Source organism: Hoeflea ulvae (assembly GCF_026619435.1).
Classification (GTDB): Bacteria; Pseudomonadota; Alphaproteobacteria; order Rhizobiales; family Rhizobiaceae; genus Hoeflea; species Hoeflea ulvae.
The window spans coordinates 2897592-2924162 of record NZ_JAOVZQ010000001.1 but is presented as its reverse complement, the minus strand read 5'-3'; the positions used below and the strand labels follow the sequence as shown (position 1 = coordinate 2924162).

At 61.4% G+C, this 26571-nt stretch carries 30 protein-coding genes; 15 read left to right on the top strand and 15 right to left on the bottom strand.

What is annotated here, in order from left to right:
- Positions 1-168: 168 nt before the first annotated feature.
- The 3 genes from OEG82_RS13885 to OEG82_RS13875 all read right to left on the bottom strand — a co-directional run bounded on the left by OEG82_RS13885 (position 169) and on the right by OEG82_RS13875 (position 2512).
- Complete coding sequence (locus tag OEG82_RS13885; protein WP_425497588.1) at positions 169-780, bottom strand: transglutaminase-like cysteine peptidase; 612 nt, start codon at positions 778-780, stop codon at positions 169-171.
- 372 nt (positions 781-1152) lie between these two features.
- Positions 1153-1668: a PilZ domain-containing protein gene (locus OEG82_RS13880; RefSeq protein WP_267614956.1), complete on the bottom strand. Its 516-nt coding sequence runs from the start codon at positions 1666-1668 to the stop codon at positions 1153-1155.
- A gap of 214 nt (positions 1669-1882) precedes the next feature.
- A complete protein-coding gene (locus tag OEG82_RS13875) occupies positions 1883-2512 on the bottom strand; it encodes a PAS domain-containing protein (protein WP_267613005.1) in 630 nt (209 codons plus the stop codon).
- 347 nt (positions 2513-2859) lie between these two features.
- On the opposite strand from OEG82_RS13875, the gene OEG82_RS13870 reads away from it, so the two are divergent.
- Together OEG82_RS13870 and OEG82_RS13865 are read left to right on the top strand one after the other, a co-directional pair.
- Entirely contained in the window at positions 2860-3576 is a 717-nt protein-coding gene (locus OEG82_RS13870) for a rhomboid family intramembrane serine protease (RefSeq protein WP_267613004.1), read from the top strand.
- A gap of 161 nt (positions 3577-3737) precedes the next feature.
- Positions 3738-4166, top strand: a complete 429-nt coding sequence (locus OEG82_RS13865) for a CBS domain-containing protein (RefSeq protein ID WP_267613003.1) — start codon at positions 3738-3740, stop codon at positions 4164-4166.
- A 25-nt stretch (positions 4167-4191) separates the two neighbouring features.
- Here the strand turns inward: OEG82_RS13865 and OEG82_RS13860 are convergent, their stop codons facing one another.
- The 4 genes from OEG82_RS13860 to folE all read right to left on the bottom strand — a co-directional run bounded on the left by OEG82_RS13860 (position 4192) and on the right by folE (position 7082).
- Positions 4192-5178: a patatin-like phospholipase family protein gene (locus OEG82_RS13860; RefSeq protein ID WP_267613002.1), complete on the bottom strand. Its 987-nt coding sequence runs from the start codon at positions 5176-5178 to the stop codon at positions 4192-4194.
- Positions 5179-5311: 133 nt separating this feature from the next.
- Positions 5312-5941, bottom strand: coding sequence for a LysE family translocator (locus OEG82_RS13855; protein WP_267613001.1), 630 nt, complete (start codon positions 5939-5941; stop codon positions 5312-5314).
- Between the two features lie 55 nt (positions 5942-5996).
- Positions 5997-6446 (bottom strand): phosphoribosyl-AMP cyclohydrolase, encoded by a 450-nt coding sequence (hisI, locus tag OEG82_RS13850; protein ID WP_267613000.1) that lies wholly within the window; start codon positions 6444-6446, stop codon positions 5997-5999.
- A gap of 27 nt (positions 6447-6473) precedes the next feature.
- Positions 6474-7082 carry a GTP cyclohydrolase I FolE gene (folE, locus tag OEG82_RS13845; protein WP_267612999.1) on the bottom strand — a complete coding sequence of 203 codons (609 nt, stop codon included), beginning with the start codon at positions 7080-7082 and terminating at the stop codon, positions 6474-6476.
- Between the two features lie 314 nt (positions 7083-7396).
- On the opposite strand from folE, the gene OEG82_RS13840 reads away from it, so the two are divergent.
- The 5 genes from OEG82_RS13840 to thrS all read left to right on the top strand — a co-directional run bounded on the left by OEG82_RS13840 (position 7397) and on the right by thrS (position 10996).
- Positions 7397-7846 (top strand): iron-sulfur cluster assembly scaffold protein, encoded by a 450-nt coding sequence (locus OEG82_RS13840; RefSeq protein WP_267612998.1) that lies wholly within the window; start codon positions 7397-7399, stop codon positions 7844-7846.
- A 12-nt stretch (positions 7847-7858) separates the two neighbouring features.
- The gene (locus OEG82_RS13835) at positions 7859-8149 is read left to right on the top strand and encodes a nucleotidyltransferase family protein (RefSeq protein WP_267612997.1); all 291 of its coding nucleotides are present in this window, start codon (positions 7859-7861) and stop codon (positions 8147-8149) included.
- On the top strand, positions 8146-8505 hold the full coding sequence (locus OEG82_RS13830) for a HepT-like ribonuclease domain-containing protein (protein WP_267612996.1): 360 nt from the start codon (positions 8146-8148) through the stop codon (positions 8503-8505). The genes OEG82_RS13835 and OEG82_RS13830 overlap by 4 nt, the downstream gene beginning before the upstream one ends.
- Positions 8502-8825, top strand: coding sequence for a membrane protein insertion efficiency factor YidD (yidD, locus tag OEG82_RS13825; protein ID WP_267612995.1), 324 nt, complete (start codon positions 8502-8504; stop codon positions 8823-8825). Before OEG82_RS13830 ends, yidD begins: the two co-directional genes overlap by 4 nt.
- A gap of 164 nt (positions 8826-8989) precedes the next feature.
- Positions 8990-10996, top strand: a complete 2007-nt coding sequence (gene thrS / locus OEG82_RS13820; protein ID WP_267612994.1) for a threonine--tRNA ligase — start codon at positions 8990-8992, stop codon at positions 10994-10996.
- Between the two features lie 84 nt (positions 10997-11080).
- On the opposite strand, the gene OEG82_RS13815 is transcribed toward thrS, so the two are convergent.
- Positions 11081-12010: a hypothetical protein gene (locus tag OEG82_RS13815; protein ID WP_267612993.1), complete on the bottom strand. Its 930-nt coding sequence runs from the start codon at positions 12008-12010 to the stop codon at positions 11081-11083.
- A gap of 106 nt (positions 12011-12116) precedes the next feature.
- Here OEG82_RS13815 and OEG82_RS13810 point away from each other — a divergent pair, with 106 nt between their 5' ends.
- Together OEG82_RS13810 and OEG82_RS13805 are read left to right on the top strand one after the other, a co-directional pair.
- A complete protein-coding gene (locus tag OEG82_RS13810; RefSeq protein WP_267612992.1) occupies positions 12117-12695 on the top strand; it encodes a nitroreductase family protein in 579 nt (192 codons plus the stop codon).
- 5 nt (positions 12696-12700) lie between these two features.
- The gene (locus OEG82_RS13805) at positions 12701-13312 is read left to right on the top strand and encodes a flavin reductase family protein (RefSeq protein ID WP_267612991.1); all 612 of its coding nucleotides are present in this window, start codon (positions 12701-12703) and stop codon (positions 13310-13312) included.
- 2 nt (positions 13313-13314) lie between these two features.
- Here the strand turns inward: OEG82_RS13805 and OEG82_RS13800 are convergent, their stop codons facing one another.
- Together OEG82_RS13800 and OEG82_RS13795 are read right to left on the bottom strand one after the other, a co-directional pair.
- Positions 13315-14214: an HpcH/HpaI aldolase/citrate lyase family protein gene (locus OEG82_RS13800; RefSeq protein ID WP_267614955.1), complete on the bottom strand. Its 900-nt coding sequence runs from the start codon at positions 14212-14214 to the stop codon at positions 13315-13317.
- Positions 14214-14687: a MaoC/PaaZ C-terminal domain-containing protein gene (locus OEG82_RS13795; RefSeq protein ID WP_473423907.1), complete on the bottom strand. Its 474-nt coding sequence runs from the start codon at positions 14685-14687 to the stop codon at positions 14214-14216. Before OEG82_RS13795 ends, OEG82_RS13800 begins: the two co-directional genes overlap by 1 nt.
- Before the next feature lie 242 nt (positions 14688-14929).
- On the opposite strand from OEG82_RS13795, the gene OEG82_RS13790 reads away from it, so the two are divergent.
- On the top strand, positions 14930-15970 hold the full coding sequence (locus tag OEG82_RS13790) for a DUF2336 domain-containing protein (protein WP_267612989.1): 1041 nt from the start codon (positions 14930-14932) through the stop codon (positions 15968-15970).
- 10 nt (positions 15971-15980) lie between these two features.
- Here the strand turns inward: OEG82_RS13790 and OEG82_RS13785 are convergent, their stop codons facing one another.
- Complete coding sequence (locus OEG82_RS13785; protein WP_267612988.1) at positions 15981-16361, bottom strand: DUF4189 domain-containing protein; 381 nt, start codon at positions 16359-16361, stop codon at positions 15981-15983.
- Positions 16362-16530: 169 nt separating this feature from the next.
- Entirely contained in the window at positions 16531-18609 is a 2079-nt protein-coding gene (gene parE / locus OEG82_RS13780; protein WP_267612987.1) for a DNA topoisomerase IV subunit B, read from the bottom strand.
- A gap of 97 nt (positions 18610-18706) precedes the next feature.
- On the opposite strand from parE, the gene OEG82_RS13775 reads away from it, so the two are divergent.
- The 4 genes from OEG82_RS13775 (at position 18707) to OEG82_RS13760 (ending at position 22666) form a co-directional block, all read left to right on the top strand.
- On the top strand, positions 18707-19579 hold the full coding sequence (locus OEG82_RS13775; RefSeq protein WP_267612986.1) for an alpha/beta hydrolase: 873 nt from the start codon (positions 18707-18709) through the stop codon (positions 19577-19579).
- A 135-nt stretch (positions 19580-19714) separates the two neighbouring features.
- The gene (locus OEG82_RS13770) at positions 19715-20161 is read left to right on the top strand and encodes an EamA family transporter (protein ID WP_267612985.1); all 447 of its coding nucleotides are present in this window, start codon (positions 19715-19717) and stop codon (positions 20159-20161) included.
- Complete coding sequence (locus OEG82_RS13765) at positions 20158-21201, top strand: NAD-dependent epimerase/dehydratase family protein (protein WP_267612984.1); 1044 nt, start codon at positions 20158-20160, stop codon at positions 21199-21201. The genes OEG82_RS13770 and OEG82_RS13765 overlap by 4 nt, the downstream gene beginning before the upstream one ends.
- A gap of 34 nt (positions 21202-21235) precedes the next feature.
- A complete protein-coding gene (locus tag OEG82_RS13760) occupies positions 21236-22666 on the top strand; it encodes an aspartate aminotransferase family protein (protein WP_267612983.1) in 1431 nt (476 codons plus the stop codon).
- Between the two features lie 240 nt (positions 22667-22906).
- Here the strand turns inward: OEG82_RS13760 and glnA are convergent, their stop codons facing one another.
- The 3 genes from glnA to OEG82_RS13745 all read right to left on the bottom strand — a co-directional run bounded on the left by glnA (position 22907) and on the right by OEG82_RS13745 (position 25070).
- Positions 22907-24316: a type I glutamate--ammonia ligase gene (glnA, locus tag OEG82_RS13755; RefSeq protein ID WP_267612982.1), complete on the bottom strand. Its 1410-nt coding sequence runs from the start codon at positions 24314-24316 to the stop codon at positions 22907-22909.
- Positions 24317-24376: 60 nt separating this feature from the next.
- Positions 24377-24715: a P-II family nitrogen regulator gene (locus tag OEG82_RS13750; RefSeq protein WP_047029994.1), complete on the bottom strand. Its 339-nt coding sequence runs from the start codon at positions 24713-24715 to the stop codon at positions 24377-24379.
- 112 nt (positions 24716-24827) lie between these two features.
- Positions 24828-25070: a hypothetical protein gene (locus tag OEG82_RS13745; protein ID WP_267612981.1), complete on the bottom strand. Its 243-nt coding sequence runs from the start codon at positions 25068-25070 to the stop codon at positions 24828-24830.
- Positions 25071-25094: 24 nt separating this feature from the next.
- Here OEG82_RS13745 and OEG82_RS13740 point away from each other — a divergent pair, with 24 nt between their 5' ends.
- Entirely contained in the window at positions 25095-26561 is a 1467-nt protein-coding gene (locus tag OEG82_RS13740) for an NAD(P)H-hydrate dehydratase (protein ID WP_267612980.1), read from the top strand.
- Positions 26562-26571 lie beyond the last annotated feature (10 nt).

Here is a 26571-nt window from a genome sequence, read left to right as displayed (position 1 = left end):
AAAGAGCCGACCCCAGGGGACTTTGGGATCGGCTCAAGGCCCGGGTCGCTGCGGGGAAGCAAGGGGACTCGACCTGGGCCCCACCGTATCCGAACGCCATATCAGCGCCCGGGCGGCATTCAGGCGGTTCCGGACAGGCCTCGCGGCATGAGGTCCGGAAGCGCGGTATCAGTAGTTGACAGCGCCCACACTGCTTGCCGAGCCGGGTCCAAGCTTGGTCCAGCGTGCGGCGTGTTCGGAGGACTGGCGCTTGACGAAGGTGTAGCCGGTTTCCGACCAGAGACGGACGTCACCGCGCATATTGTCGAGAATGTAGTCGCCGTAATCGGTGCGGACCGTCAGCACCGCATGACCGTCGCCATTGGGCTGCAGCACCACGGTGATCAGGAGATCGCTCGGCGAGAATCCCTTTTCGATCAGCATGTGCCGCTTGAGCAGCACATAATCTTCGCAGTCGCCCACGGTGCGCGGATAGGACCACAATTCATCGACGCCATAGATGTTGAGATCGGTGTCGGGCCGGATCCCCTGGTTGACGCTGGCATTGACCTTGAGCATCTGGGCCCAGCGTTCACGCGTCAGCGTCATCGCGCCGCGATCCGTGCCAAGCGAGCGGCATTCGGACGGATAGCTCTTGCAGAATTCATAGTGACCGATCGGCGGATTAGTCTTGCCTGTCGGCACCAGATTGGTGGGTGTTGCAAAGGCGGCGGTCGAAAACGCGACGGCGAGACCGCATGCTGCGGTAATACTTCCGATAGACTGAATATATCTGTTCATTGTTCTGCTTCCCCGTTATGAGGCAACAATGACATTCGGTATTTGAAATCGCGCAAATAATACTAGTAACAATCAAAGCTTAATTGAGATTAATACTATTAAAACACGCGACAATTCAGACTAAAACAAGTATAAAATGCCGGGCATGTCGGTGAGGATTTGGCAACCATGTCGCGACAGGGAACTGCGCTGCGCAGCGGTTGAGCGTGGCGGCTCACGCAGTTTCGAGCCACGGCGGCATGCCGAGGACTGGCGGTAAGCGGTTTCGATGAAGCGGCAGGCGGGCCGCTATGGGCAGCCCGCCTTGCGTCAGGACACAAAAAAACCGGCTGTCAAAAGCCGGTTTCCGTCTTGCGCCCTGTCTGTTCCCAATCAGGACAACTGATTGATCACCTCTTCAGGCTGGATCGTGACGAACTCGATGGCGATCCCTTCCTGGAAATGGCGCACGACGCGGCCGCGCATATTGCCCAGGATGATCAAGGTGCCGAATGCCGGACGGACATCGATCTCGATGGCGGCACCCGAGACCGACAAGTCGATGATGCGGCACGGATAGCGGCGGCCGTCATCCATCTTGATTTCGCCGATCGGATTGCTTGGCGCGACGCGCTCGTGCCGGCGGTCTTCCGGCAGGCCCAGCTCATGCTTGTTGGCAAGCCAGGTCAGCTGCGCCGACAGCTTGTCGCGTTTTCTGTCGGTGGCGTTGATCGAGATGGTGAAGGAGCGGAAGCCGGTCTCGCTGACCTTGCCTTCGACGCGTCCGATATAATCGAGATAGGCGACAATGCGTTCGCCGGCTTCCGGGCGGTTGCCGGAGGAAATCACGGCGTCGAACGGTGACATGATATCGACGATGCAGTCATGTTCGGAATGATCAGCACGCATGAACCGGCCCTGCACCGAAATGGTGACACGGCTGAACTGCCTCTCGGCAGCCTCGGGATCTTTGTGGAGCAATGCGGAGTTGACGGTCAATTTGGGAGCCTTGCCGATTCCGGAGTTATGGTTGTTGGCTCATCCTATTCCGCCCACTGTTAACAATAGGTAAGCATTTGGGCACAGCTTTGTGCCAGCGCATCTGTACAGGCAGGCTTGTGCTTCAATCCTGACGACCGCCATCGAGCACCACCAGGTGCGCGACCTTGCGTTGCTTGGCCGCCGTCATGCGGGCATGAAAGCCGTCCGCGGCAGCCGGCAGCTCGATTTCCGGCCGGTTGGCCAGGAAGACCGGATCCCGCGAAGGATCAATGAATCGGATACCGGTGGTGGAGAAGCCGGCCAGCGGATCATGACCGATCCAGTAGGGCGGATCAAACACGGACAACAGCCCGATCAGCCGGTCCTGCTGGCCGCTGGGGCCGGTGAGCGGCAGTAGCAGCATCTCGGCCTTGATCACCCGCGCGCCGGTGCTCAGGCAATCCAGCGTCAGCACCGCCGGGGTGGCCCGCGTAACGACAGAGGCGCCGGTCCTGCCGGCATTGCGCACGCCGTCCTCGAGCCAGAGCGACCCAAAGCTCGATCCCTTGAGCTCCTGGCCAAAGAGCGCGCACAGGGCAGTGCCGGCAAGCCGGAAGTCGAGCCCGTCGCCGGCGGTCAGGTCGCAGATGAAAACATGCGGCAGCAAACGGCGGATATCCGCAGGTTCGATGTCGGTGCGGTTGGGCGCCGGCCGGTCGCCGCGCTTGCTCGCCCAATAATCGAAGAATTCCAGTGTGTTCTTGTGTCTCATTTCAACTTCATCCGCTTGGCCGTTGCTCCGGTTCCGCATCAGGCTGCACCGTTTTGGCACAACCACACGCGGTGATCCGGGTTTGTCGTTATCCAAGCGAGAACCATGCCACGGCGGCAGCGTTAAGGTTAATTTTCGGTTTCGATTGCGGTTGCAGGGGCGACGTGACAATTTGGATCATCACTTCATGAAGGGAATGTCCTTCAGCACAATTCAGGACGAGGGGACTCGACCGGCCGTCCGCTTCTGGCGGGCGGTTTTTTTGCCTTCCCGGCGGTTGCCACCCCGCGGCGCGCGCTCTACTCGTCAGTGATCACGGATCACTGCCACGAGGAAGCGCCTGCGCCATGACCCACGACCCTGACATGACCGAGCCCGGGCATCCCGGCCATGAGCCGATTTTCAACATTCCCAATGTGGTGCTGGCCATGTTGCTGATCATGGTGGCGCTTCAGGTGGCGATGGAAACGCTGCTGCCGCGCGCGGCCGTGCTCGAGATCTATCTGCAGGGCGCCTTCATTTCGCAGCGCTATGCCGAAAGTCCGGCGGGGCAGGGCGGCGCCTATTTCTGGTCGCCGGTCACCTATTCGCTGCTGCATGGCGGCTACGCCCATCTTGCGCTCAATTCGTTCTGGCTGGCGGCCTTCGGCTCGGTGGTTGCCCGCCGCATCGGCTGGGTGCGGTTTGTGGTGTTCTGGGTGCTGGCCGCGCTGTCGTCGGCAGCTTTGTTCCTGGCGTTTCACTGGGGTGATCAGAACATCATGGTCGGCGCCTCCGGCGTGGTCTCGGCACTGATGGGGGCCGCATCGCGCTTCGCCTTTGGCGGCAGCGGCGGGTTTCGGCGCGACCAGGCCCATCTCAATCGGCGGTTGAGCATCGCCCAGTCGCTGAGCAACCGCATGGTTGTCGGATTCCTGGTGGTGTGGTTCGGCATCAACCTGCTGGCGGCGGTCGGATTTTCCTTTGACATGGCCGATGCGGCGATCGCCTGGGAAGCGCATCTGGGCGGTTTTCTGTTCGGATTTCTTACCTTTGCGCTGTTTGATCCGATGCAGCGCGGCTGACTCCTGTGCCGGACCGGGACATTGGTCGCGGTCCGGGATTGCGGCGGGTTCAGGGGCGATCCAGAGGGTTGCAAACAGGGGGGTTCCGGCGCACCATGCAGTCTGCTCGTGCCGCCCGATGCGGGGCGCGCGCACTGGACAATCCTGCGGAGGAGGACTGCATGACTGTTAAACAGATACTTGACCAGAAGGGCCGCAACGTGGTCTCCGTCGATCCGTCGATGGGAACGGAAGAGGCGGTCCGGTTCCTGTCCGACAACAAGATCGGCGCGGTTGTCGTGACCGATCCGGACGGCAAGATCGCCGGGATCCTGTCCGAACGCGATATTGTCCGTGCGGTTGCGAGCAAGGGTGCCGGTGCACTCAGTGCGCCGATTTCGGCGATCATGACCGCAAAGGTCACGACCTGCGGCGAATCCCATTCGATCAACCAGGTGATGGAATTGATGACCAATGGCCGGTTCCGGCACATGCCGGTCGAGGAAGACGGCAAGCTGATCGGCATCATTTCGATCGGCGACGTCGTCCGGCGGCGAATCGAGGATGTCGAGCGCGAGGCCGAGGACATCAAGGCCTATATCGCCGGTTGAGCCAGGCCGACTTGCGTCTGGCTGCTCAGAGCGGCGTCAGCGTTGCCTGCATGCGGGTGATTTCGCCGAGCTTGTTGACGGTTTCCTGATAGCCGCGATCAATGGCTTCGCTGGCGCGGTGAAACTCGGACAGTCCGATGTCGGCCAGTCTGGGATGCAGCGACAGGTCCGGCGGATCTCCGGCCAGGCGGGCGCGTGAGATCCGGTCCTGAATGATGTTGAAGGCCTGCACCATTACCGCGGTCATGCCGAGCCGGCTTTCGCGCGGCTTTCTCTGCCGTTTGCCGGCGGGCTCCTCGCTTACCGGATCACTGGCCGTGTGCTTGACCACGGCCGAACGGCCATAGAGATCGTAGTGCAGGTTGACCGCGACCACCAGCGGCTGTTCATGGGCGCGGCAGACCGAGACCGGCACCGGATTGACCAGAGCGCCGTCAAGCAGGGTGCGATTGTTGCAGCGAACCGGCTCGAAAATGCCCGGCAGCGCATAGGATGCGCGGATCCCGGTGATCAGCGATCCCTTCGAGATCCAGACCTCGTGACCGGTGTTGAGCTCGGCCGCGACCGCGACGAAGGTGCGGTCGAGATCCTCGATATTGATGCCGACGAGGTGCTCCTGCATCCGGTCGTTGAGCCGCATGCCGCCAAACAGCCCGCCGCCGCCGATGGCGAAATCCAGAAGCCCGGCAATGCGGCGCATGGTCAGGCTGCGGGCAAAGGTTTCCAGCTCGTCCAGCCGCCCGGCCAGATAGCAGCCGCCGACCAGGGCGCCGATGGAGGTTCCGGCGATCATCGAGACCTCGACGCCGGCCTCGTCAAGCGCGCGCAGGACGCCGATATGCGCCCATCCGCGGGCTGCGCCGCCCCCCAGGGCCAGGGCGATACGAGGTTTTTGAGGGCCGATGTGTTTCATAGTGCCAAGCGTTGGAATAAGGGGCGGTGTCACCTCAATGGTGCTGCGCGGAGCCGCCATGCGTGGCTCGATGGGTCTGTTCATGTTCCAGTTCAGCATGCTTGCTTTCCTTTCGGCCGAACATTTCCCCCGCGTTTGAAACGAATGACATCAGTTTTGGGTTTCAATTTGGTGAAGAAAAGCAAAATTTGCCCCGAACTGGAACACCTCCGCCCTGGTGACGACGATGTCGTTATCGCTGCGGCTGGAAATCCTTGCCGGCAAGCAGAGCTGCTGCGGCAATCATCAGGCCGCCGCAGACCTTGTTGACCATTGCGTACGAAAGCCGTTTCAGTGCCGTCGCTGCGCGCAGGCCCATCCATCCCCACAGCAGCAGGATGGCGCCGTCGACCGCAATATAGGTCAGTCCCAGAATGAACAGCTGCGGCAGCACCGGAAACGCCGGATCGATGAATTGCGGAAACAGGGCGCCGAAGAACACAACGGCGAAGGGATTGGCCATCGAGGTGACAAAACCTTGCCGGAACAGACGGAATTTTTCGCCCGACGCATTGGCCGCGACCCCGCTGGCATGAGGTTTCGCGAGTACAAGCTGGACCCCGATCCAGACGAGATAGGCGACGCCGAGCCATTTGATCCAGACAAAGGCGGTTGCCGAGGTTGCGATGACGGCCGCAAGACCAAAGGCAGCGCCGCTCATCTGCAGGCAGTTTGCCGTCAGGTCACCGGCAATCGTATAGGCGCTCTTGCGCAATCCGTGACGAATGCTGTTGGAGATGATCAGCAACTGGCTCGTGTCGGGCGGCGTGGCGAAGAACACCGCAACAGCCGCGAGATAGATCAGATAGGTCTCCATCGGCATGTGTCTTCAACCTTCCTGAGCATGTCCCGGCGCCGAGGCCTCCAGGGATCCCCTGCTACTGATCCTTATACACGGTCGAGGGATCAAACAGCGGGCTGGAATCGGTTTCAAGCTGTGGCTCGCCATCGCCGGTGACGATTCTGCGGTAAAAACACGACCGGCGGCCGGTGTGGCAGGTGGCGTCGGCGCCGCCGACACGGACCTTGAGCAGCACCGCGTCCTGGTCGCAATCGACGCGGATTTCCTCGACCATCTGCACATTGCCCGAGGTCTCGCCCTTTTTCCAAAGGTTTTGGCGCGAGCGGCTCCAGTAATGAGCGATGCCGGTTTCGATGGTCAGCTTCAGGGCCTGGTCATTCATATGTGCCAGCATCAGCACCGCATTGTCGCGGCTGTCGGCAACCACTGCAGTGATCAGGCCGTTGGCGTCAAAGCGCGGCGCCAGCACCGAGCCTTCCTCAAGCTCTGTTTTCGCATCAGTTGGGGTTTTCGACGTTCCGGACATGGGGACCTCCTGCAACGGAGTTCAGCCTCAACCCCGGATCAAAGTGATAAATCGGACCTGTTCGTGCGGGTCCTGTTTGAATGCGCCTGTAAAGGTCGTGGTTATGGTTGTCGAGCCTTGCTTCTGGATGCCGCGCATCGCCATGCACATATGCTCGGCCTCGATCATCACCGCAACACCGCGTGGCTGCAGGGTTTCATCAATGGAATGGGCGACCTGGGCGGTCATGGTTTCCTGGGTCTGCAGCCGGCGGCCGAAAATCTCCACCACCCGGGCAATCTTCGACAGGCCAAGCACCTTGCCGTCAGGCAGATAGGCGACATGCGCCTTGCCGATGATCGGCACCATGTGGTGTTCGCAATGGGAAAAGAACGGAATGTCCTTGATCAGGACGATGTCGTCATAGCCGGCCACTTCCTCGAAGGTGCGGCCGAGCTCTTCCTCTGCATCCTGGTCATAGCCCGAAAACAGCTCCTTGTAGGCCTTGACCACGCGTTTGGGCGTATCAAGCAGGCCCTCGCGGGTGATGTCGTCGCCGGTCCAGCGCAGCAGCGTGCGCACGGCTTCCTCGGCCTCGGCCTGGGTGGGCCGGTTGTCCTTGTCCTTGTCGGACATTTTGTTCACGATGGCATCCATTGACGTGGTCTCCGCGGGGGATCTGCATCCCTTTACGTTGCTCGCATTTTATCGGACCACGCGGACAGACACGATTGCAGGACAGTGCCTGCATGTCCGGCGGGCTCCGGGGCTTTCGGGGAGAACCCCTCCGGCACGGTTTCCCTCAGCGCGCGACAAACAGGTTTTGCCGAACGCCTTGAACACACTATATAGTGTTTCTCAGGCGCGCGTCGAGATGCGATACCGTCACCTCTTGCCGCAGGATGACTGCCAAGGCCCAGATGCCGGGACCCGGACCACGGGACCGGAATGATGTGAAAAGGTCCGAATTGATGATCGATGATGTCTACAACGCCCGGATCCTGGATTTCGCCGGCAACATTCCGCGCATCGGCAAGCTCGAGGACGCGGATGCGGAAGCCTCGGCGCATTCGAAACTCTGCGGCTCCAAGGTCAAGGTCTGGCTGAAGATGGAGGGCGACCAGGTCACCGACTTCGCCCATGACGTCAAGGCCTGCGCGCTGGGTCAGGCATCGTCCTCGATCATGGCCGGCAACATCATCGGCGCAACCGCTGCCGAACTGCGCGAGGTGCACGAGACCATGCGCAAGATGCTCAAGGAGAACGGTCCCGCCCCCGAAGGCCGCTTTGCCGATCTCAAATTCCTCGAACCGGTGCGCGAATACCGGGCGCGGCACGCCTCGACGCTGCTGACCTTTGACGCGGTCGTTGATTGCCTTGACCAGATCGAGGCGCGGCGGGCTGCCGAGGCGGCGGCCTGAAGGAGGACTGCCATGCGTCCATCTGAAGCTGTTGAAAGGCATCGCAGTGATGCAAAGGCAATCATAGCGCGTTATCCGCTGGAAAATCCGCGTATATTCGGCTCAGCCGCGCGCAACGCCGACACGGAACGAAGCGACCTGGACATTCTTGTGAAACGGACCGGCGATCTCACCTATTTCGATCTTGCAGTGCTCGAACGCGACCTGAGCGCGCTGATGGGCGTCAAGGTGGATGTCCGGACCGAGGGAGAATTTTCGGACCTGAACCTGCGCCTTCTCGCCGACGATCTTGTTGCCTTATGATCTCAGGCGCCGACAGGAAACTCAACGCGCTACTTGCTAGCCTCGAAATGTGGTGCGGGAAAGCAGAGGCAATCGCTTCCGGCAGCGGGTTCGACGAATTTGAAAGAGATGAGATTCGGCACCTTGCGGTCTCCAAAGCTGTCGAACAGGTGGGCGAACTCGCGGGCCGGCTGCTCAGTAAATGGCCGGATTTCGTGCGCGACAATCCAGAAATGAGGCTTGCTGACGCCTATGCGATGCGCAACAGGCTAGTTCATGGCTACGATCAGGTCGATCTGGGCATTTTGTACAAGACGGCATGCACTGCCATACCCGAGTTGCGAAGATCGGTGATTGCTGTTTTGGGGGATCCATGACCAGCCGTAATTTTTCCGGTCATTGGCGCAAAACCCCGGGCCGGCTGTTCGGCACCGCGCTGGTGCGGCTCTACCAGCTCACGCTTTCGGGTTTCATCGGCAATTCCTGCCGCCATCTGCCGACCTGTTCCGAATATGGCTATGAGGCGATTGCCCGGCACGGATTGTGGAAGGGCGGCTGGCTGGCGCTGTTCCGGGTAGGGCGCTGCGGCCCGGGCGGAACCCACGGCATCGACAATGTGCCGGTTGAGCTTGACGCGCGGCTCACCTGGTGGGCGCCGTGGCGCTTTGCCTCGGTCGGACACCGGTGTGGCGGCTGAAAACAGTCATATCTAAGGATAAGGCATTGGCTTGCCAGCCCAGGCTGGATCAGGCAAGGGCTCGTACTTGATGCACACCGGCAAATCGCGTAAACGCCGCGACACACACATCATGACTCAACCACCCGCGTTCGTTGGCGGGACTGGAACAAGGAGAGACTGCCATGGCATCCGCCGTATCCCTTACTTTTCCCGATGGCTCCAAGCGCGAATATCCGGCCGGCACGACCGGCCGCGAAGTCGCCGAATCGATCTCCAAATCGCTGGCCAAGAAAGCTGTGGCGATTGCGCTTGACGGTGAACTCACCGATCTGAGCGATCCGGTCCGCGAAGGCCGGCTTGAAATCGTCACCCGCACCGATCCGCGTGCGCTGGAGCTGATCCGGCATGACGCGGCCCATGTGATGGCCGAGGCCGTGCAGGAACTGTTTCCCGGCACCCAGGTCACCATCGGCCCGGTGATCGAGAACGGCTTCTATTACGACTTTGCCCGCAATGCGCCGTTCACGCCGGAAGACCTGCCGGTGATCGAGAAAAAGATGAAGGAGATCATCGCCCGCAACAAGCCTTTCACCAAGGAGGTCTGGTCGCGCGATGAGGCCAGGCGCGTGTTTGCGGAAAAGGGCGAGGGCTACAAGGTCGAGCTTATCGAATCGATCAAGTCGGACGAGGATCTGAAAATCTATCGTCAGGGCGACTGGTTCGACATGTGCCGCGGCCCGCATATGGCTTCCACCGGCCAGATCGGCACCGCCTTCAAGCTGATGAAGGTGGCCGGCGCCTATTGGCGTGGCGATTCCAACAACCCGATGCTGACCCGCATCTATGGCACGGCCTGGGCGGACCAGGCTGAACTCGATGCCTATCTGCACATGATCGAGGAAGCCGAGAAACGCGACCACCGCCGGCTCGGCCGCGAAATGGACCTGTTCCATTTCCAGGAAGAGGGCCCGGGCGTCGTCTTCTGGCATTCCAAGGGCTGGCGCATGTTCCAGAACCTGCTTTCCTATATGCGGCGGCGGCTCGACCGCGAATATGAAGAGGTCAACGCACCGCAGATCCTCGACAAGAGCCTGTGGGAAACCTCCGGCCACTGGGGCTGGTACCAGGAAAACATGTTTGCGGTGAAATCCGCCCATGCCTTCACCCATCCCGAAGACGATACCGCCGACAACCGGATCTTTGCGCTCAAGCCGATGAATTGTCCCGGCCATGTGCAGATCTTCAAGCATGGTCTCAAATCCTACCGCGACCTGCCGATCAGGCTGGCGGAATTCGGCAATGTGCATCGCTATGAGCCTTCGGGCGCCCTGCACGGGCTGATGCGGGTGCGCGCCTTCACGCAGGACGACGCGCATATTTTCTGCACCGAGGAACAGCTTGAGGCCGAATGCCTGAAGATCAATGATCTGATGATGTCGGTCTATCGCGATTTCGGCTTCGAGGAAGTGGTGGTCAAGCTCGCCACCCGTCCGGAAAAGCGCGTCGGCACCGATGCGATGTGGGATCACGCCGAGGACATTCTCAAGAAGGTGCTCGAAAAGATGGCCGCCGAATCGGGCGGGCGTATCAAGACCGGCATCAATGAAGGCGAGGGCACGTTTTACGGGCCCAAGTTCGAATACACCTTGCGCGACGCCATCGGCCGAGAATGGCAGTGCGGCACCACCCAGGTGGATTTCAATCTGCCCGAACGCTTCGGCGCCTTCTATATCAGCTCGGATTCGGAAAAGAAGCAGCCGGTGATGGTGCACCGGGCAATCTGCGGTTCGCTGGAACGCTTCCTCGGCATCTTGATCGAAAGCCATGCCGGTCACATGCCGCTGTGGTTTGCGCCGCTGCAGGTTGTCGTGGCCACGATCACCTCGGAAGCCGATGATTACGGTGCTTCCGTGGCGCAGAAACTGCGCGATGCCGGCCTGCAGGTCGACACTGACTTCCGCAACGAGAAGATCAACTACAAGGTCCGCGAACATTCGCTGGCCAAGGTTCCGGTGATCCTCGTCTGCGGCATGCGCGAGGCGGAAGAACAGGCGGTCAACATGCGCCGGCTCGGCAGCCGCGATCAGGTGTCGATGACGCTGGATGAGGCGATTTCGCAGCTGGTGCAGGAGGCAACGCCGCCGGACCTGGTTCGCAAGGAAGCGGAAAAGGCTGCACGCTCAGCCTGACGATCTGCGGCGCGGCGTATTTCCTACGTCGCGCCGTTTTCCATTCGTGCAGTGGTGAAAAAAATCAAGGCACGCCGCAGCGCCCTAGTTGAGCAGCACTTCCACATCGGAATTCTGCCCCGCAACCACGGTGAATTCGCGTTGGAACACCTTGGTCTTGTTGCGGGCAATCGCGGTGTATTCGCCTTCGGCCAGCACGATCGTCGGGAAGGCGCCGACGCTTTCCGACACCACGTCGCCGCCCGAGGTCAGGATCGACCAGGCGGTATCGGCAATTGCCTCTCCACCTTCTTCCGCGACCAGCTTGAGCGTCAATTGCGCGGCGCGGTGCTGGATGATGGCCTCAGTCAGCTTGCCGGCCTCGACACGGATGTCGGAGCGGATCACCGCGTTGACGGCGCCATATTCGGAGACGATATGATAGGTTCCGGCATTGAGCCGGACAATGGTGTCGGGCTTGACGTCCTCGACCACAAGCTGCTGTTCGCCGTCGATGCTCTCATCGGCCTTGTAGATATTGAAGCGCAACTGGCTCACCGGAATGCGGGCATCGATGCCGGAGACGGCATTGAGCACCAGCCCGCCTGCCTCAAGCACCATGCGCTGGGTTTCCAGCGGGCCGTCTCTCGGCACCGTCAGCTTCTTGGTCACGCCGGCGCGGCCGAATGCGACATGGATGAAATAGTCTCCGGGTTCGAATTCGAACTGCGCCGAGCCTCCCTCGGCCGAAGCCAGCAGCGGCAATTTGCCGTCAGGTCCCGGAATCGGATGAAAGATCCGCCAGGTCAGGCCGTATTTGAGCGGTGCCCCGGCTTCGGTCAGTGCTGCTTCGACCCGGACGGTGCGGCCGTTGACTGCGCCGGCGCCTGCCGCATCGGCCGGTGCATACTGGCTCAGGCCCGGCATGTTGATCTTCGGCTGGGCGCCGTCGCCAAACGCTTCCTGCGCCTGGGCGGGCCCCGACGCATGTGCGATTGCAAGCAAGGCAAGGAGGGATGGTGACAGTCTGTTCATACGGTCCGGTCCGGTTGACTTCCGGGATGCGAGTGGGCCACTTGGACCCCAACGCCATGGCAAATTCATGGCCAAACCCTGTTTAACCTGAATGCACGAGGAAGACATGCCGGTCAATGCCGCCCTGAAGACCTATCTCGAAACCCGCCGGTCGATTCCGGCGTTCCAGATGAGCGAGCCGGGTCCGTCGCGTCCCGAGATCGAGGAGATGCTCAGGCTTGCCAGCCGGGTTCCCGATCACGGCAAGCTGGCGCCCTGGCGCTTCATTGTCTATGCCGGCGCCGAACGTGAGCGGATATCGCAGGAGCTGGCCAAGGTTGCGATGGCTAACAAGCCGGACATGGATGACGAGATGATCGCGGTCGAGCATTCCCGGCTGACCCGCGCCCCGGTGGTGATCGCGGTGATTTCGCGCGCAGCCCCGCATGTCAAAATCCCCGAATGGGAACAGGTGCTCAGCGCCGGCGCCGTCTGCCTCAATCTGCTGATGGCGGCCAATGCGCTGGGCTATGCGGCCAACTGGCTGTCGGAATGGTTCGCCTTTGACGAGAGCGTGCATCCGCTGCTCGGGGTTGCTGCCGGCGAACGGGTGGCCGGTTTCATCCATATCGGCACGCCGAAAATGCATCCCGGCGAACGCCCCCGGCCGGATCTGGCCGACATTGTCACTTTTGCAGGGGAGTGAACCCGTTGTTCTACACGACACAGGACAATCAGCACGGGCTGCCGCATGACCCGTTCAAGGCGATCGTCAGCCCGCGCCCGATAGGATGGATCGGCAGCAGGGGCAGCGACGGCTCGGTCAATCTGGCGCCGTATTCCTATTTCAACGCCATTTCCGATCGTCCGAAAATGGTGATGTTTTCTTCCTCCGGGCGCAAGGACACCTTGCGCAATGTCGAGGAAACCGGGGTCTTCACCGCAAGCATGGTCAGCCGCAACCTGGCTGAAAAGATGAACCTGTCCTCCGCCGACGCCCCCTATGGCGAAAGCGAATTTGCATTCGCCGCCCTGGCAATGGCCGAGGGACGGATGGTCAATGCGCCTTATGTGGCCGAATCCTATGCGGCGCTGGAATGCCAGGTCACGGAGATCTTTGAAGCCAAGGGACTCGGCGGCGTGGCCAGCGGCAATTTCGTCGTCATCGGCCAGGTGATGGGCATCCATATCGACGAAGCGGCGCTGGTCGACGGCATGCTCGACATGTCGATCGCCGCCCCTGTCGGCCGGCTGGGCTATATGGATTATGCCGATGCATCCCGGACATTCACGATGAAGCGTCCGGCCTGGAGCAAGGCCTGAACCTAACCGGAGCCGGGCAGGGCGTCGGGATCGAGCCCGGCGCGGCGCGCCACCCGCTCGGCCTGGCGCACATGCGGCCTGTCGATCATCTTGCCGTCCAGTGAGAGGACTCCGGCATCCGGCCCCGCGGCAGAAAACAGGGTCAGGATGCGGACAGCGCGGTCGACATCCTCGGGTGCCGGCGTGAAGGCGGCATTGATGACGCTGACCTGATCCGGATGGATTGCCATCTTGCCGGAAAACCCGTCGCGCACCGCCGCCCGGCATTCGTCATCAAGGCCTTCCATGTCGCGGAAATCCGTAAACACGGTGTCGATCGCATCCACCCCGGCATTGGCCGCGGCCAGAATGGTCATGCTGCGGGCCAGACGGAAGACATCGGTGTAGTGGCCGTTCTCGTTCCGGTTGGAGGAGGCGCCGATATCGGCGGCCAGATCCTCCGCCCCCCAGGCGAGCGCCGACAGGCGTCCGGATTTGCCGGAAAAGGACCCGGCCGCGAGCAGGCCGGCCGCGGTTTCGGTCATCAGGGCGTGAATTCTCGTATGTCCGGCCGGCAGATCAGCATCTGCTTCCTCGACACCGATGCGGGCGTCGAGTTCCTGAATTTCGGCGCCGGAACCGGCCTTGGGCAGCAGGATTGCATCCGGCGCGCCGGTCATGACTGCGGCCAGATCGTCACCGGTCAGGCCGGTGTCGAGCGCATTGATCCGAACGATCAGTTTCGGCGCACCCGCGCCCCTGGGGGCCTCGGCCAGAAATCGCGCCACGATCTGCCGGGCCTCGGGCTTTTTCGGCAAGGCCACCGAATCCTCGAGATCAAGAATCAGCGCATCGGCGCCGCATGCGCTGGCCTTGCGCATCTTGCGGTCCGAATCGCCGGGCACGAACAGCATCGAGCGCATCATGGTGTGGGCCTCTTGCGCATCATCGCCTGGCGGACGCAACGGGCAACCAGCTTGTCATGCTGGTTGAAGGCCTGGTGCTCCATCTCGACAATACCGCGATCAGGTTTGGATCTTGATTCGCGAACGGAGACGATCCGTGTCTCCACCCGCACGGTGTCGCCATGAAACAAAGGATTGGGAAATGTCACATCGGTCATGCCGAGATTGGCGATGGTGGTGCCGATTGTGGTGTCGTTGACGGAAATGCCGATCATCAGTCCCAGCGTGAACAGCGAATTGACCAGCGGTTGTCCGAATTCGGTGGTCTTGCAGAACTCGTAGTCGATATGCAGCGGCTGCGGATTGAGCGTCATGTTGGAAAACAACATGTTGTCCATCTCGGTGACGGTGCGCCTGAGGCTGTGGCTGATCACCACTCCGGGTTCGAATTCCTCGAGATACATGCCGTGCATTTGGTCCTCCCCACGCAGTCAGGCTGCATAGATGCCGTGTTCGCCGCTGCGACGCAAGACCGCCGCACCGGGCTCGAAGACGTTAACAAGCATGGTGAACCGAACGTAAACCTTTTTGCCCTAGCTTCTCCTCATTGGTATCGAGTGGGGTCTGCGTACAGATGATTGTAAAGTCCTTTTTGAAGTGGTCGGAAACGGCGAACACAAGCGAACGGTGTCGCGCCACATCGGCTTTGACCCGCGCTTATGCGCAGGGTGCTATGGATTTATCCGAACGCCAGGCTGCCGAAGCGGCGCTGTCGCTGTTGCTGGAAGACCCTTCTCCAAAAGTCCGACTCGCACTTGCCGAGGGCCTGGCCGGTGTCGATCATGCGCCGCGCGGCGTTATTCTGGCGCTGGCTGGCGACCAGATCGAGGTTGCAGGCCGAATCATCGCCCTGTCGCCGGTGCTGGCTGACAATGACCTGATCGAAATCGTCGCCAGTGGCCGCTCCTCACTGCAACAATTCGTCGCCTTCCGGCGATCCCTGTCGGTGTCCGTCGCTGCGGCCCTGGCCGAGGTTGGCGAGACCGAGGCCGTTGCCGACATGCTCGACAATCCGCATGTGTCGATTGCCCGCATATCGCTGCGCCGCATTGCCGAGCGCTTTGGCGACGAAGCCGAAATTCGCGGACGTCTGTTTGATCGTGCCGATCTGCCCTGCGATGTTCGCCAGGCTCTGGTGGAACGGCTCGGCATCGCGCTGGCCGGTTCGGCGTTCGTCCGCTCAGCCATTGGCGGCAGCCGTGGCCGGAAAATCACCGAAGAAGCCTGCATCAGCGCCACGCTGCGGCTTGCCGAAACCGTCATCTCCGACGAAATCCCGGCACTGGTTGAACATTTGCGGATGTCAGGCCGGCTGACCCCGGCTTTTCTGATCCATGCGCTGTGCACCGGCAATGTCGATTTCTTCGCCGCAGCCGTGGTTTCGCTGTCGGGAATGAATGATGGCCGGGTGCGCGGCATATTAATTGACGGGCGCGAGGCGTCGATGCGGGCGCTTTACCGATCAATCGGACTGGCAGGCGACCTGGCGCCGGTGTTTGTCACCGCAACGCTGATCTGGCGTGCCGCATCGAAAAACCAGTCGAGCATCGACACCGGCCGGGTGACGTCGGAACTGATGCAGCGCCACGCAGCCGATGCCGCCCGCAATCCGGCCGTGGCCGAGCTGTTGCGCCTGGTTGAAACCCTGCAGATGAACTGGCGCCGCCAGGCCTCGCGCGATTACGCCCATGCCCTGGCAGCCGAGGCAGCCTGATCAGGTCAAGCTATCGTGACGTGCAGCTCCAGGCCAGCGTGCGGCAACCATTGGTGTGTTTGGAGCAGTTTTGTTTCGCTGCCCGTTCCGCCTGCTGCCGGTTTCCGGCCCAGGCACTGCCCCAGCCATTCGCTCCGGTGGCGACCGCGCCACAGGCATTCCTGAACCAGATGGCGACCTTGCAGCCGCGGCTCCGCGTCCGGCATTCCGTCATGGCCCGGTTTTCCGCGTCGCGACGTGAGCTGTAGTCATAGGACGTACCGTAGGCGCCGCTGGATTGCGAAAAGGCAATGGCGCCGAAATTGTCGGCATGGGAGGCAGCGGACGTCATGAAAATGACGGCGGAAACGATCATAAGGCGTTTGGTGACGCTGGCGGCTTGCTGTCTCATGTGACCTGCTTTCGGTTGCGCTCCCTGTCTGACGTTCAAAAAACCGCACACGGACACAGTGGAGCAATCAGAGGCAGCACCCGTGACGCTGACAACCTGACACACTTGTTGCAAAATCATAGCCCTATGAATGCCTTGTCCGAACAATCAGCCGCAACGCGACCGCTGCTCAGATATCCAGATTGTCGGCAAATGCCGCGTGTTCCTGGATGAAGCGGAAGCGGGCATCCGCCTTGGTTCCCATCAGATTGTCGACCGCTTCCTGTGTGGATTCGGGATCGCTGGAATCAATTGCCACCTTTAGCAGGGTCCGCTTGGAGGGATCCATGGTGGTCTCCTTGAGCTGCGAGGCCATCATTTCGCCAAGTCCCTTGAACCGGTTGATCTCCACCTTGCCGCGGCCGGTAAACTCGGTTTCCAGCAATTCGACGCGGTGGGCGTCATCGCGGGCATAGAGTGACTTTGCGCCCTGGGTCAGCTTGTAGAGTGGCGGCACCGCCAAATAGAGATGGCCATTGCGGATCAGCTCCGGCATCTCCTGGTAGAAGAAGGTGATCAGCAGCGAGGCAATATGCGCGCCGTCGACATCGGCATCGGTCATGATGATGATGCGTTCGTAGCGCAGGTCCTCGTCGCGATATTTTGACCGGGTTCCGCTTCCCAGCGCCTGCACCAGATCGGCGATCTGCTGGTTGGCGCCCAGTTTCTCGCGGCCCGCGCTGGCGACATTGAGAATCTTGCCGCGCAGCGGCAGGATCGCCTGGTTGGTCCGGTTGCGCGCCTGCTTGGCCGAGCCGCCGGCGGAATCACCCTCGACGATGAACAGCTCGGCGCCCGCCGCCGTGGTCTGGCTGCAATCGGACAATTTGCCCGGAAGCCGCAGCTTGCGCACGGCCGTCTTGCGGTTGACTTCCTTCTCCTTGCGCCGCCGCACCCGCTCGTCCGCGCGGTCAATCACCCATTCGAGCAATTTGTCGGCCTCGGCGGGCGAATCGGCGAGGAAATGGTCAAAGGGGTCGCGCAGCGCGTTCTCGACGATCCGCTGGGCTTCGGCGGAGGCGAGCTTGTCCTTGGTCTGGCCGACGAATTCCGGCTCGCGGACAAACACCGACAGCATGCCGATCGAGGAGATCATCACGTCGTCTGTGGTGATGGCCGATGCGCGCTTGTTGCCGGTCAGCTCGGCATAGGCCTTGAGGCCCTTGGTCAGGGCAATCCTGAGCCCGGCCTCGTGGGTGCCGCCGTCCGGGGTAGGGATGGTGTTGCAGTAGGAGCTGATCGAGGAATCGCCGCCATACCAGGTCACCGCCCATTCCAGCGATCCGTGACCGCCAGTCCGCTCGGTCTTGCCGGCAAAGATGTCGCGGGTAACCCGGTAGTCCTTGCCCAGCGACGCCTCGAGATAGTCCTTCAGGCCGCCGGGGAAATGAAACACCGCCTTGTCGGGCGTCTCGGTTCCCTCGACCAGCGACGGCGCACAGGACCAGCGGATCTCGACACCGCCGAACAGATAGGCCTTCGAGCGCGCCATGCGGCACAGCCGGCCCGGATCGAACCGCGCGCCGGCGCCGAAAATATCGGGATCGGGATGAAACCGGACCTTGGTGCCGCGCCGGTTGTGGATGTCGCCCAGATCCTCGAGCCCGCCCTGCGGGATGCCGCGCGAAAAACGCTGGCGGTAGAGCTTCTTGTTGCGGGCGATCTCGACCACCAGATCATCCGACAGCGCATTGACCACCGAGACCCCGACGCCGTGCAGGCCGCCGGAGGTTTCATAGACCTTGCTGTCGAACTTGCCGCCAGCATGGAGCACGGTCAGGATGACTTCGAGCGTCGACTTGCCGGGAAATTTCGGATGGTTTTCGACCGGAATGCCGCGGCCATTGTCGGTGACCGACAGATAGCCGTCGGCATCGAGCTCGACCTCGATGAATGTGGCATGGCCGGCCACGGCTTCGTCCATCGAGTTGTCGATGACTTCGGCAAACAGGTGGTGCAGGGCGCGCTCGTCGGTGCCGCCGATATACATGCCGGGCCTGCGCCGCACCGGCTCCAGACCTTCAAGCACCTCGATTGTCGAGGCGTCATAGTCATCGCCGCTGGCTGGCGCGCCCTTGCCGGAAGCCGGCGCACGCGCCGGTTTGGCGGCGGCTGCAGCAGCCTGTCTGGGTGGCGCGTTTTCCGCTTTTGGCGCCGGTCCTGCAACGGGTGAGGCCATTGTCGAAAAAAGATCGTTGGAATCGTCCATATTGCCGTGATGCCTGATGTAAATTGGGGAAACGAATCACCCGGAGTGTGCCAGAATCCGTCCGTTCAAGCGACTGTGTATCATTTGGTTTGCGGCTTTGCGCGGCCTTCATCCCCGGCTCAGTGCGTTTGTTCTCGCCGGGGCGGTGCTGATCTGTGCAATCTCACCGGCCATTTCTCTCGAGCTCCGCGGTCACAAGGACAAGCTCTTCGCCTATCCCGGCATCCTGTCGATCTCGAAGGACGGCGCCTTCATGGTGGTCGACTATGACAAGCAGCGCGATATCCACAGCCGCGATGTCGAACCGGAACGGCGGGTCCGCTCGAATTACGTCTCCGCCGGGGTCAAGCGGCAGACCCGGCCGGCCTTGCATGCCGTCGGGGGCAGGGAGATCGAGACCGGGGTGACGGGTGATTATTCCAAGGCGCGGTTTGCGGTGATCTTTGTCCATGGCCGTGGCGGCGACCAGCGGCTCGGCATGAACGACTATACCTTCGGCGGCAATTTCAACCGGCTCAAGAACCTGATGGTGCTCAATGGCGGCGCCTATATGACGCCGACGGTGAAGAGCTTCGACGCGCAGGGGGCAAGCGACGTCAAGGCGATCATCATGGCCGGCAAGGCGCCGGTGGTGCTGGCCTGCGCCTCGATGGGGGCGTTCATCTGCTCAAGCCTCGCCAATGATCCGGCCGTGGTGGACAGGCTTGCCGGCATGGCCCTGCTGGGCGGCGCCCCCGACATGGCGTTTGCCGGAAGCCGGGCCGTCAAATCCGGATTGCCGATCGTCTTCACCCATGGCAGTCTCGATACGGTCTATGACTGGGAAGACCAGAAGGCGGTGTTTGATGCCGTGCGCAAGACCGCAGCGGACTATCCGGCGCGGTTCGTGCTGTTTGAGACCGGCTCTCACGGCACCCCGATGCGGATGACCGACTGGAAACAGTCGCTCGAGTTCCTGCTGAGCCGCTGATGGGTGCGGTCGGCAGGTGCCGATCCCGTGCCGAAACGGGAATAGTTGCAATTTAATAAAAAATTGACTGCGTGAATGAACCGGTTGTTTGGGAAATAAGACTAGAAAAGGTCCGATCCCAATACGGAGCCGGACATGAAATACATCGTCTTCATTCTCTTCACCGTGGCAACCAATGCTGCGGCGCAGTTGATGCTCAAGCAAGGCATGCTGTCACTCGGCCCTGTCAGCTTCACCGCAGACACGATGATTGCGCGGATCTTCCAGATCTTGTTCAACCCCTGGGTTTTTGCCGGATTGGCGACTTTCGTCATTTCCATGGCCTCGCATCTTTACGTGCTGTCCAAGGTCGAACTTTCCTTTGCCTATCCCTTCCTGAGCCTGGCCTATGTGGCCGTGGCGATATTCGCCTATGTGCTGTTCAAGGAAGACCTCAACAGCTGGCGCATCGCCGGCATCGCCTTCATCTGCATCGGCACCGTCCTGATCGCCCAGTCGGGCCGCGACGGCCACGCGGTCGACGCGCAGGACACAGCCCAGTCCACCCAGATAAATGTAGCAGCAAGAGAGATTTCGGGATGAAACACGTCATTTTTGGAGGCGACGGTTTTGTCGGTCGCCATCTCGCCCAGACCCTGCTCGCCCAAGGCGAGGACGTGGTGGTCGCAGATATCGTCAACGACAACCGCTCCTTCTACCAGGACGCGACGCTCGTCACCTGCGATGTCACCGATCCGGACGCGGTGGCCCGGGTTCCGATTGCGGCCGATGACATGGTCTACAACCTGTCGGCCAAGATGCTCTCGCCGCTGCAGGTGCGCGCCAAGCGTCATGATTTCTTCTACCCGGTCAATTATGACGGCACCCGGCACATCATCGAAGCCATGGACAAGGCCGGCGCCAGCAAGCTGGTGCATTTCACCACCGACATGATCTACGGTCACACGATGACGTTCCCGATGACCGAGGACCATCCGGTGGCGCCATTGGGCGAGTATGGCCAGTCCAAGCTCGACACCGAGGTTCTGGCCGCTGACTGGCGCGCCCGCGGCATGTCGATCTCGCTGTTCCGGCCACGCCTGATCATCGGACCGGGCCGGCTTGGCATCCTGGAAAAGCTGTTCAAGCTGATCGATGCCAACCTGCCGGTGCCGATGATCGGCTCGGGCAGGAATCCCTACCAGTTCATCTCGGTATTCGATTGCGCCGAGGCTGCCCGTCTGGCCTGGAAGGCCGGTGTGCCGAACGAGGCCTATAATCTCGGCTCGATCAACCCGCCGCCGGTGCGCAAGCTGCTCGGCGATCTGGTCAAGCACGCCGGGTCGAAGTCCTTCCTGATCCCGACGCCGGGCTGGGCGGTCAAGCGCACGCTCGACCTGTTCGACCTGATCAACATGCCAATCATGGATCCGGAACAATATCTGATCGCCGACGAGAACTGCGTGCTCGACGTTTCCAAGGGCGAGCGCCAACTCGGCTGGGTGCCGCAATATCGCGACGAGGACATGCTGATCGCCGCTTATGACGAATATCGCGCCAAAAAGTGCGGGGCGGATCACCTGCCACCGCACAGGTCGCACCGGCCGAATAAACCGTTCCAGGGGAGCCAGAACCATGCTTGATACACCGACACGCGTTACAGTGGAAGCACCGCCCATGACCACCACCGCACCAGAATCGGGCCCGACCGCGCGTCCGGATCTGCTCAGCGTTGCCGACGCCAAGGCGATGTCGCTGGCCGAGATGACCAATCTGTTCAAGGACCACATCAATCCCGGACAGCTGCATTTCATGAAGCTTCTGGGCTTCCACAAGGTCAAGATCGAGAGTGCCTCGGGCATGTATTACACCGATCAGAACGGCCGCAAGATCCTGGATTTCTTCGGCGGTTTCGGATCGCTGGCATTCGGCCACAACCACCCGCGCATCCTTGCTGCCCGAAAGGCCTTTCAGGATGAGGATCGGCATGAAATCGCCATCGCCTTCATGAGCCAGTATGCCTCGGCTCTGGCCAAGAACCTGGCGGCGATCGCGCCGGGCGATCTCGACATGGTGTTCCTCGGCTCGTCCGGCTCGGAAGCCATGGAAGCGGCGATCAAGGTGGCCGAACGCGCCGCCGGGCCGAAGCGTCCCAAGATCGTCTATGCCGAGAACTCTTTCCACGGCAAGACCAAGGGCGTGCTCTCGCTCACCGACTCGGAACTCTATCGGGGCGAGTTCCAGCTCACCGGCAACACCATCAAGGTGCCGTTCGGCGACATCGAGGCGATCCGCCTGGCATTTGAATCCGATCCCGAAATCGGCGTCATCGTGCTCGAGACCATCCAGGGCGGCGGCGGTATCATCGAGGCGCCGGTCGAGTTCTGGCAGGAGCTGCGGCTGCTGTGCGACGAGCATGGCGTGTTGTGGGTCGCTGACGAGGTGCAGTGCGGCATGGGCCGCTCGGGCTGCTTCTTTGCTTTCGAACACACCGGCGTGCAGCCGGATGTGACGGCGCTGGCCAAGTCGCTCGGCGCCGGCAAGACCGCGATGGCGGCGATGATTGCGTCGCGCAAGGTCTATATGAAGGCCTATGGTACGCCGAAAACCGCGATGATCCACGCCCAGGCCACCTTCGGCGGCATTGGCGAGGCCTGTGTCACCGCCATCGAGGGCCTCAATGTCATGTATGACGAGGATCTGCTCGGCAATACCGAGGAGGTCGGGGGCTATCTGATCCGACGGCTCAACGAGCTCAAGGAGAAATACCCGCAGATCATCAAGGATGTGCGCGGCCGCGGCTTCATGGTCGGTCTCGAATTCCAGGATTTCAGCCAGACGCTTCCGGCCCTGCTGCGGCCGATGGTCGGGCTGCTGGACGACAAGCTGAAAGGCTCGCTGTCGGGCTTCGTCGGCGCCGAATTGCTGCGCGATCACGATGTGCTGGTGGCGTTCACCGAATACAATCGCAATGTCATCCGGCTCGAGCCGCCGCTGATCTGCGGCCGCGAACATGTCGATGCCTTCATCACCGCACTCGACGCAGTGCTCGGCCGCGGCATCGTCCGCATCGTCCGCGATTTCATCGGCAGCCAGACCAAGAAATAGGTTTTTTGCCGGCCCACGGGCCTGTCGCCGGATATCTGACGGGGTGGATCGCTGATCCGCCCCGTTTTCATGTGGATCCGGGATCATGGGCGGGCTGGTCGACACCGGCCATCTTCAAACACGATCTGAGATCCTGATCCCATCCAATTGAATACAAAAGAAAAACCGGCGAAACCAATCAGGTTACGCCGGTTTTCTTGTGCCGACACTGGACCGCCTGGGCGGCCCGGCCATGATCACTTAGGACGAGTAGTACATGTCGAATTCGACAGGATGCGGTGTCATTTCATAGCGCATCACTTCGATCATCTTCAGCTCGATGAAGGAGTCGATCTGATCGTCGTCGAAGACGCCGCCGGCAGTGAGGAACTTGCGATCCTTGTCGAGGCTTTCGAGCGCTTCGCGCAGCGAGCCGCAGACGGTCGGGATCTTCTTGAGTTCCTTGGCAGGAAGGTCATAGAGGTCCTTGTCCATGGCCTTGCCGGGATGGATCTTGTTCTTGATGCCGTCGATGCCGGCCATCAGCATCGCTGCGAAGCAGAGATACGGATTGGCTGTCGGATCGCTGAAGCGGACTTCAACGCGCTTGGACTTCGGCGACGAGCCGAATGGAATGCGGCAGGAGGCCGAACGGTTGCGGGCCGAGTAGGCCAGCAGCACAGGCGCTTCGTAGCCCGGGACCAGACGCTTGTAGGAGTTGGTCGACGGGTTGGAGAAGGCGTTGATGGCCTTGGCGTGCTTGATGATGCCGCCGATGTAGTAGAGGCAGTTTTCCGACAGACCGGCATATTCGTCGCCGGCGAAGGTCGGCTTGCCGCCCTTCCAGATCGACTGGTGCACATGCATGCCCGAGCCGTTGTCCCCGAAGACCGGCTTCGGCATGAAGGTCGCGGTCTTGCCATAGGCATGGGCAACCTGGTGGACGCCGTATTTGTAGATCTGGGTCTTGTCGGCCATGCGGGTCAGCGTGTCGAAGACCATGCACAATTCGTGCTGGGCCGAGGCCACTTCGTGGTGATGCTTTTCGACAACCAGGCCCATCTCGGCCAGAACCGTCAGCATTTCGGAACGCATGTCCTGGCAGCTGTCGATCGGAGGCAGCGGGAAGTAGCCGCCCTTGGTGCGCGGGCGGTGGCCCATATTGCCGGTCTCGTAATCGGTATCGTCGTTGGACGGCAGTTCGGTCGAGTCGAGCTTGAAACCGGTGTTGTAGGGATCAGCCTTGTACTTGACGTCGTCGAAGACGAAGAATTCGGGCTCGGGGCCGATATAGACGGTGTCGCCGAGGCCGGAGGCCTGCAGATAGGCTTCGGCCTTCTTGGCGGTGGTGCGCGGGTCGCGGCTGTAGGCTTCACCGGTGATCGGGTCGAGAACGTCGCAGAACACGGCCATGGTCGACTGGGCGAAGAACGGGTCCATATGGGCGGTGCCGCAATCTGGCATCAGCACCATGTCGGATTCGTTGATGGCCTTCCAACCGGCAATCGAGGAGCCGTCGAACATGACGCCATCGGCGAACATGTCTTCGTCAACACAGGAGACGTCCATTGTCACATGCTGCATCTTGCCCTTCGGGTCGGTAAAGCGCAGGTCGACAAACTTGACGTCGTTATCCTTGATTTGCTTGAGGAGTTCTGTGGCAGTCGTCATGTGCGATATTCCCTGTTAAATAAAGACGATGGGTGCGCGGCGGTCCGCCGAACACAGTGGTCAGATGGCGTCATTGCCTGTTTCACCGGTACGAATGCGGATGACTTCCTCGACGTTGGAAACGAAGATCTTGCCATCGCCGATACGGCCGGTCTGGGCCGCATTGCGGATTGCGTCGATTGCTGCTTCTGCGGTCTCGTCCGCCAGCACGATCTCGACTTTGACCTTGGGCAGAAAATCAACAACATACTCCGCTCCGCGATAGAGCTCGGTATGGCCCTTCTGGCGGCCGAACCCCTTGGCTTCGGTGACGGTGATGCCCTGGAGACCAACTTCTTGAAGAGCTTCCTTCACTTCATCAAGCTTGAACGGCTTGATGATCGCTTCGATCTTTTTCATGAAAACCAATTCTCCGCTCTGTCCTGTGAAAGCAGGCATCAAGGCAAACGCCAGAAACCCACTCGCCGATATCAAAGCACACACCGTGCCACTTTATTCGAAAATTGTCGCTTCAGACCAAAATAATTGCCACGCGGGCGGGAAAGCGGAGAAAATCCGAGGGAAAATCAGCGCCGGAGCGTCTTTCCGCCAGTTTTGAAGCCATTTCCTTCCCTTGCAAAAACCGGCCAATCCCGGTGATGATTTTTTGTGCGCCAGCACGTGCTCGATAAATAGGCATCTTGCACAATTGCGAGGCATTGACTTGCATCCACTGCGGATGAACCGCGCGCTGCGCCGCGATCTTGACCGCCATCGAGGCCCGTGCCACGAACAGGGCATGGCTATCAACGAGACCTTGCTGGTGACCCCGGCCGCCATGACCCGCATCGACAGGGCAGCCGTCGACAGCGGGCTGGACGGCTTTGCGCTGATGCAGTCCGCCGGGGCGCATGTGGCGGCGGTGGCGGTGTCGCAGTTTCCCGAAATGCGGCGTGCCGTGGTGATGTGCGGACCGGGCAACAATGGCGGCGACGGCCATGTGGCCGCCCGGCTGCTCGGCCAATCCGGCGTCCATGTGGTCCGCTACGGCCGTCAGCCCGGACCCGGCGGCGATGCCGCGCGGGCCTTTGATATCTGTCCGGGACCGCTTCACCCGCTGGCTGACTGGCAGCCGCAGGCCGGTGACGTGATCATCGATGCGCTGTTCGGCGCCGGGCTCGACCGGCCGGTCAGCCAGGAGATTGCAGGCGTGATCGAGCGGGCCGAAGAATCCGGCACGCCGGTGATTGCCGTCGATCTGCCATCCGGGCTGTCAGGCCGCACCGGCGTGCCGACCGGCGCCTGTTTCACGGCGCGCCACACCGTCACCTTCGCCGCGCTCAAGCCCGGCCATCTGCTGATGCCGGGCAGGGCGCTGTGCGGCCAGACCCATCTGTGCGACATCGGCATGCCCGCGCGGCTGATCTGCAGCGACGATCCCGTCTGGCGCAATCATCCCGGGCTCTACCGTGAGGCGCTGCCCGCTGCATCATCGGCCCAGCACAAATACAGCCGCGGGCATCTGGTGGTGTTTTCCGGCCCGCTGATCTCCGGAGGCGCTGCACGGCTGTCGGCAATGGCCGGGCTCAGGTCGGGTGCCGGACTGGTCACCCTTGCAACCCCGCCAATTGCGGTGCTGCTGCAGGCCACGCATCTGACCGCGATCATGCAACGGGCGATCAAGGATGATGCCGACCTGACGGACTGGCTCAATGACAAGCGGATTTCGAGCTTCGTCATCGGCCCCGGCTTTGGCGATCTCGGCAAGGCGCGCAGCTTCATCCGGCTGCTGGCCGATACCGGGTGCCCGGTGGTGCTGGACGCGGACGCGATCACGGCCTTCGCCTCTTGCAGTGAGAAATTATCTAATTTATTCAATGACAAGCTGCGTCTTGTTCTGACACCGCATGAGGGCGAGTTCCGGCGCCTGTTTCCCGACCTTGCGGATGACGAAACCCTGTCGAAAATCGACCGCGCCCGCATGGCGGCTAAACAGCTCAATGCCGTGATTGTCTACAAGGGCGCCGACACGGTGATTGCCGCACCCGACGGGCGCTGTGCCGTCAATGCCGATGCGCCGCCCTGGCTGGCCACGGCCGGGTCCGGCGATGTGCTCGGCGGTCTGATCGGCGGATTGCTGGCCCAGGGCATGCCGCCCTTCGAGGCGGCCTGTGCCGGCGTGGCGCAGCATGGCGAGGCCGGGACGCGGGCGGGCGCCAACATGACCGCTGAGGACCTGGTGATGGAAATCGGCAAGCCGGCCTGAACTTCATGTA

What these genes read in the sequence shown, in the direction of transcription:
- hisI (WP_267613000.1), bottom strand. Translation starts at nt 6,446, where the DNA reads ATGTCCGGAACGTCGAAAACCCCAACTGATGCGAAAACAGAGCTTGAG.
- OEG82_RS13840 (WP_267612998.1), top strand. Translation starts at nt 7,397, where the DNA reads ATGATCGATGATGTCTACAACGCCCGGATCCTGGATTTCGCCGGCAAC.
- OEG82_RS13885 (WP_425497588.1), bottom strand. Translation starts at nt 780, where the DNA reads ATGAACAGATATATTCAGTCTATCGGAAGTATTACCGCAGCATGCGGT.
- yidD (WP_267612995.1), top strand. Translation starts at nt 8,502, where the DNA reads ATGACCAGCCGTAATTTTTCCGGTCATTGGCGCAAAACCCCGGGCCGG.
- thrS (WP_267612994.1), top strand. Translation starts at nt 8,990, where the DNA reads ATGGCATCCGCCGTATCCCTTACTTTTCCCGATGGCTCCAAGCGCGAA.
- OEG82_RS13800 (WP_267614955.1), bottom strand. Translation starts at nt 14,214, where the DNA reads ATGCGCTCGATGCTGTTCGTGCCCGGCGATTCGGACCGCAAGATGCGC.
- OEG82_RS13830 (WP_267612996.1), top strand. Translation starts at nt 8,146, where the DNA reads ATGATCTCAGGCGCCGACAGGAAACTCAACGCGCTACTTGCTAGCCTC.
- OEG82_RS13865 (WP_267613003.1), top strand. Translation starts at nt 3,738, where the DNA reads ATGACTGTTAAACAGATACTTGACCAGAAGGGCCGCAACGTGGTCTCC.
- OEG82_RS13740 (WP_267612980.1), top strand. Translation starts at nt 25,095, where the DNA reads ATGGCTATCAACGAGACCTTGCTGGTGACCCCGGCCGCCATGACCCGC.
- OEG82_RS13815 (WP_267612993.1), bottom strand. Translation starts at nt 12,010, where the DNA reads ATGAACAGACTGTCACCATCCCTCCTTGCCTTGCTTGCAATCGCACAT.
- OEG82_RS13765 (WP_267612984.1), top strand. Translation starts at nt 20,158, where the DNA reads ATGAAACACGTCATTTTTGGAGGCGACGGTTTTGTCGGTCGCCATCTC.
- OEG82_RS13860 (WP_267613002.1), bottom strand. Translation starts at nt 5,178, where the DNA reads ATGCTGAACTGGAACATGAACAGACCCATCGAGCCACGCATGGCGGCT.
- OEG82_RS13750 (WP_047029994.1), bottom strand. Translation starts at nt 24,715, where the DNA reads ATGAAAAAGATCGAAGCGATCATCAAGCCGTTCAAGCTTGATGAAGTG.
- OEG82_RS13745 (WP_267612981.1), bottom strand. Translation starts at nt 25,070, where the DNA reads ATGGCGGTCAAGATCGCGGCGCAGCGCGCGGTTCATCCGCAGTGGATG.
- glnA (WP_267612982.1), bottom strand. Translation starts at nt 24,316, where the DNA reads ATGACGACTGCCACAGAACTCCTCAAGCAAATCAAGGATAACGACGTC.
- OEG82_RS13785 (WP_267612988.1), bottom strand. Translation starts at nt 16,361, where the DNA reads ATGAGACAGCAAGCCGCCAGCGTCACCAAACGCCTTATGATCGTTTCC.
- OEG82_RS13875 (WP_267613005.1), bottom strand. Translation starts at nt 2,512, where the DNA reads ATGAGACACAAGAACACACTGGAATTCTTCGATTATTGGGCGAGCAAG.
- OEG82_RS13790 (WP_267612989.1), top strand. Translation starts at nt 14,930, where the DNA reads ATGGATTTATCCGAACGCCAGGCTGCCGAAGCGGCGCTGTCGCTGTTG.
- OEG82_RS13810 (WP_267612992.1), top strand. Translation starts at nt 12,117, where the DNA reads ATGCCGGTCAATGCCGCCCTGAAGACCTATCTCGAAACCCGCCGGTCG.
- folE (WP_267612999.1), bottom strand. Translation starts at nt 7,082, where the DNA reads ATGGATGCCATCGTGAACAAAATGTCCGACAAGGACAAGGACAACCGG.
- OEG82_RS13835 (WP_267612997.1), top strand. Translation starts at nt 7,859, where the DNA reads ATGCGTCCATCTGAAGCTGTTGAAAGGCATCGCAGTGATGCAAAGGCA.
- OEG82_RS13855 (WP_267613001.1), bottom strand. Translation starts at nt 5,941, where the DNA reads ATGCCGATGGAGACCTATCTGATCTATCTCGCGGCTGTTGCGGTGTTC.
- OEG82_RS13880 (WP_267614956.1), bottom strand. Translation starts at nt 1,668, where the DNA reads ATGCGTGCTGATCATTCCGAACATGACTGCATCGTCGATATCATGTCA.
- OEG82_RS13870 (WP_267613004.1), top strand. Translation starts at nt 2,860, where the DNA reads ATGACCCACGACCCTGACATGACCGAGCCCGGGCATCCCGGCCATGAG.
- OEG82_RS13770 (WP_267612985.1), top strand. Translation starts at nt 19,715, where the DNA reads ATGAAATACATCGTCTTCATTCTCTTCACCGTGGCAACCAATGCTGCG.
- OEG82_RS13760 (WP_267612983.1), top strand. Translation starts at nt 21,236, where the DNA reads ATGACCACCACCGCACCAGAATCGGGCCCGACCGCGCGTCCGGATCTG.
- parE (WP_267612987.1), bottom strand. Translation starts at nt 18,609, where the DNA reads ATGGACGATTCCAACGATCTTTTTTCGACAATGGCCTCACCCGTTGCA.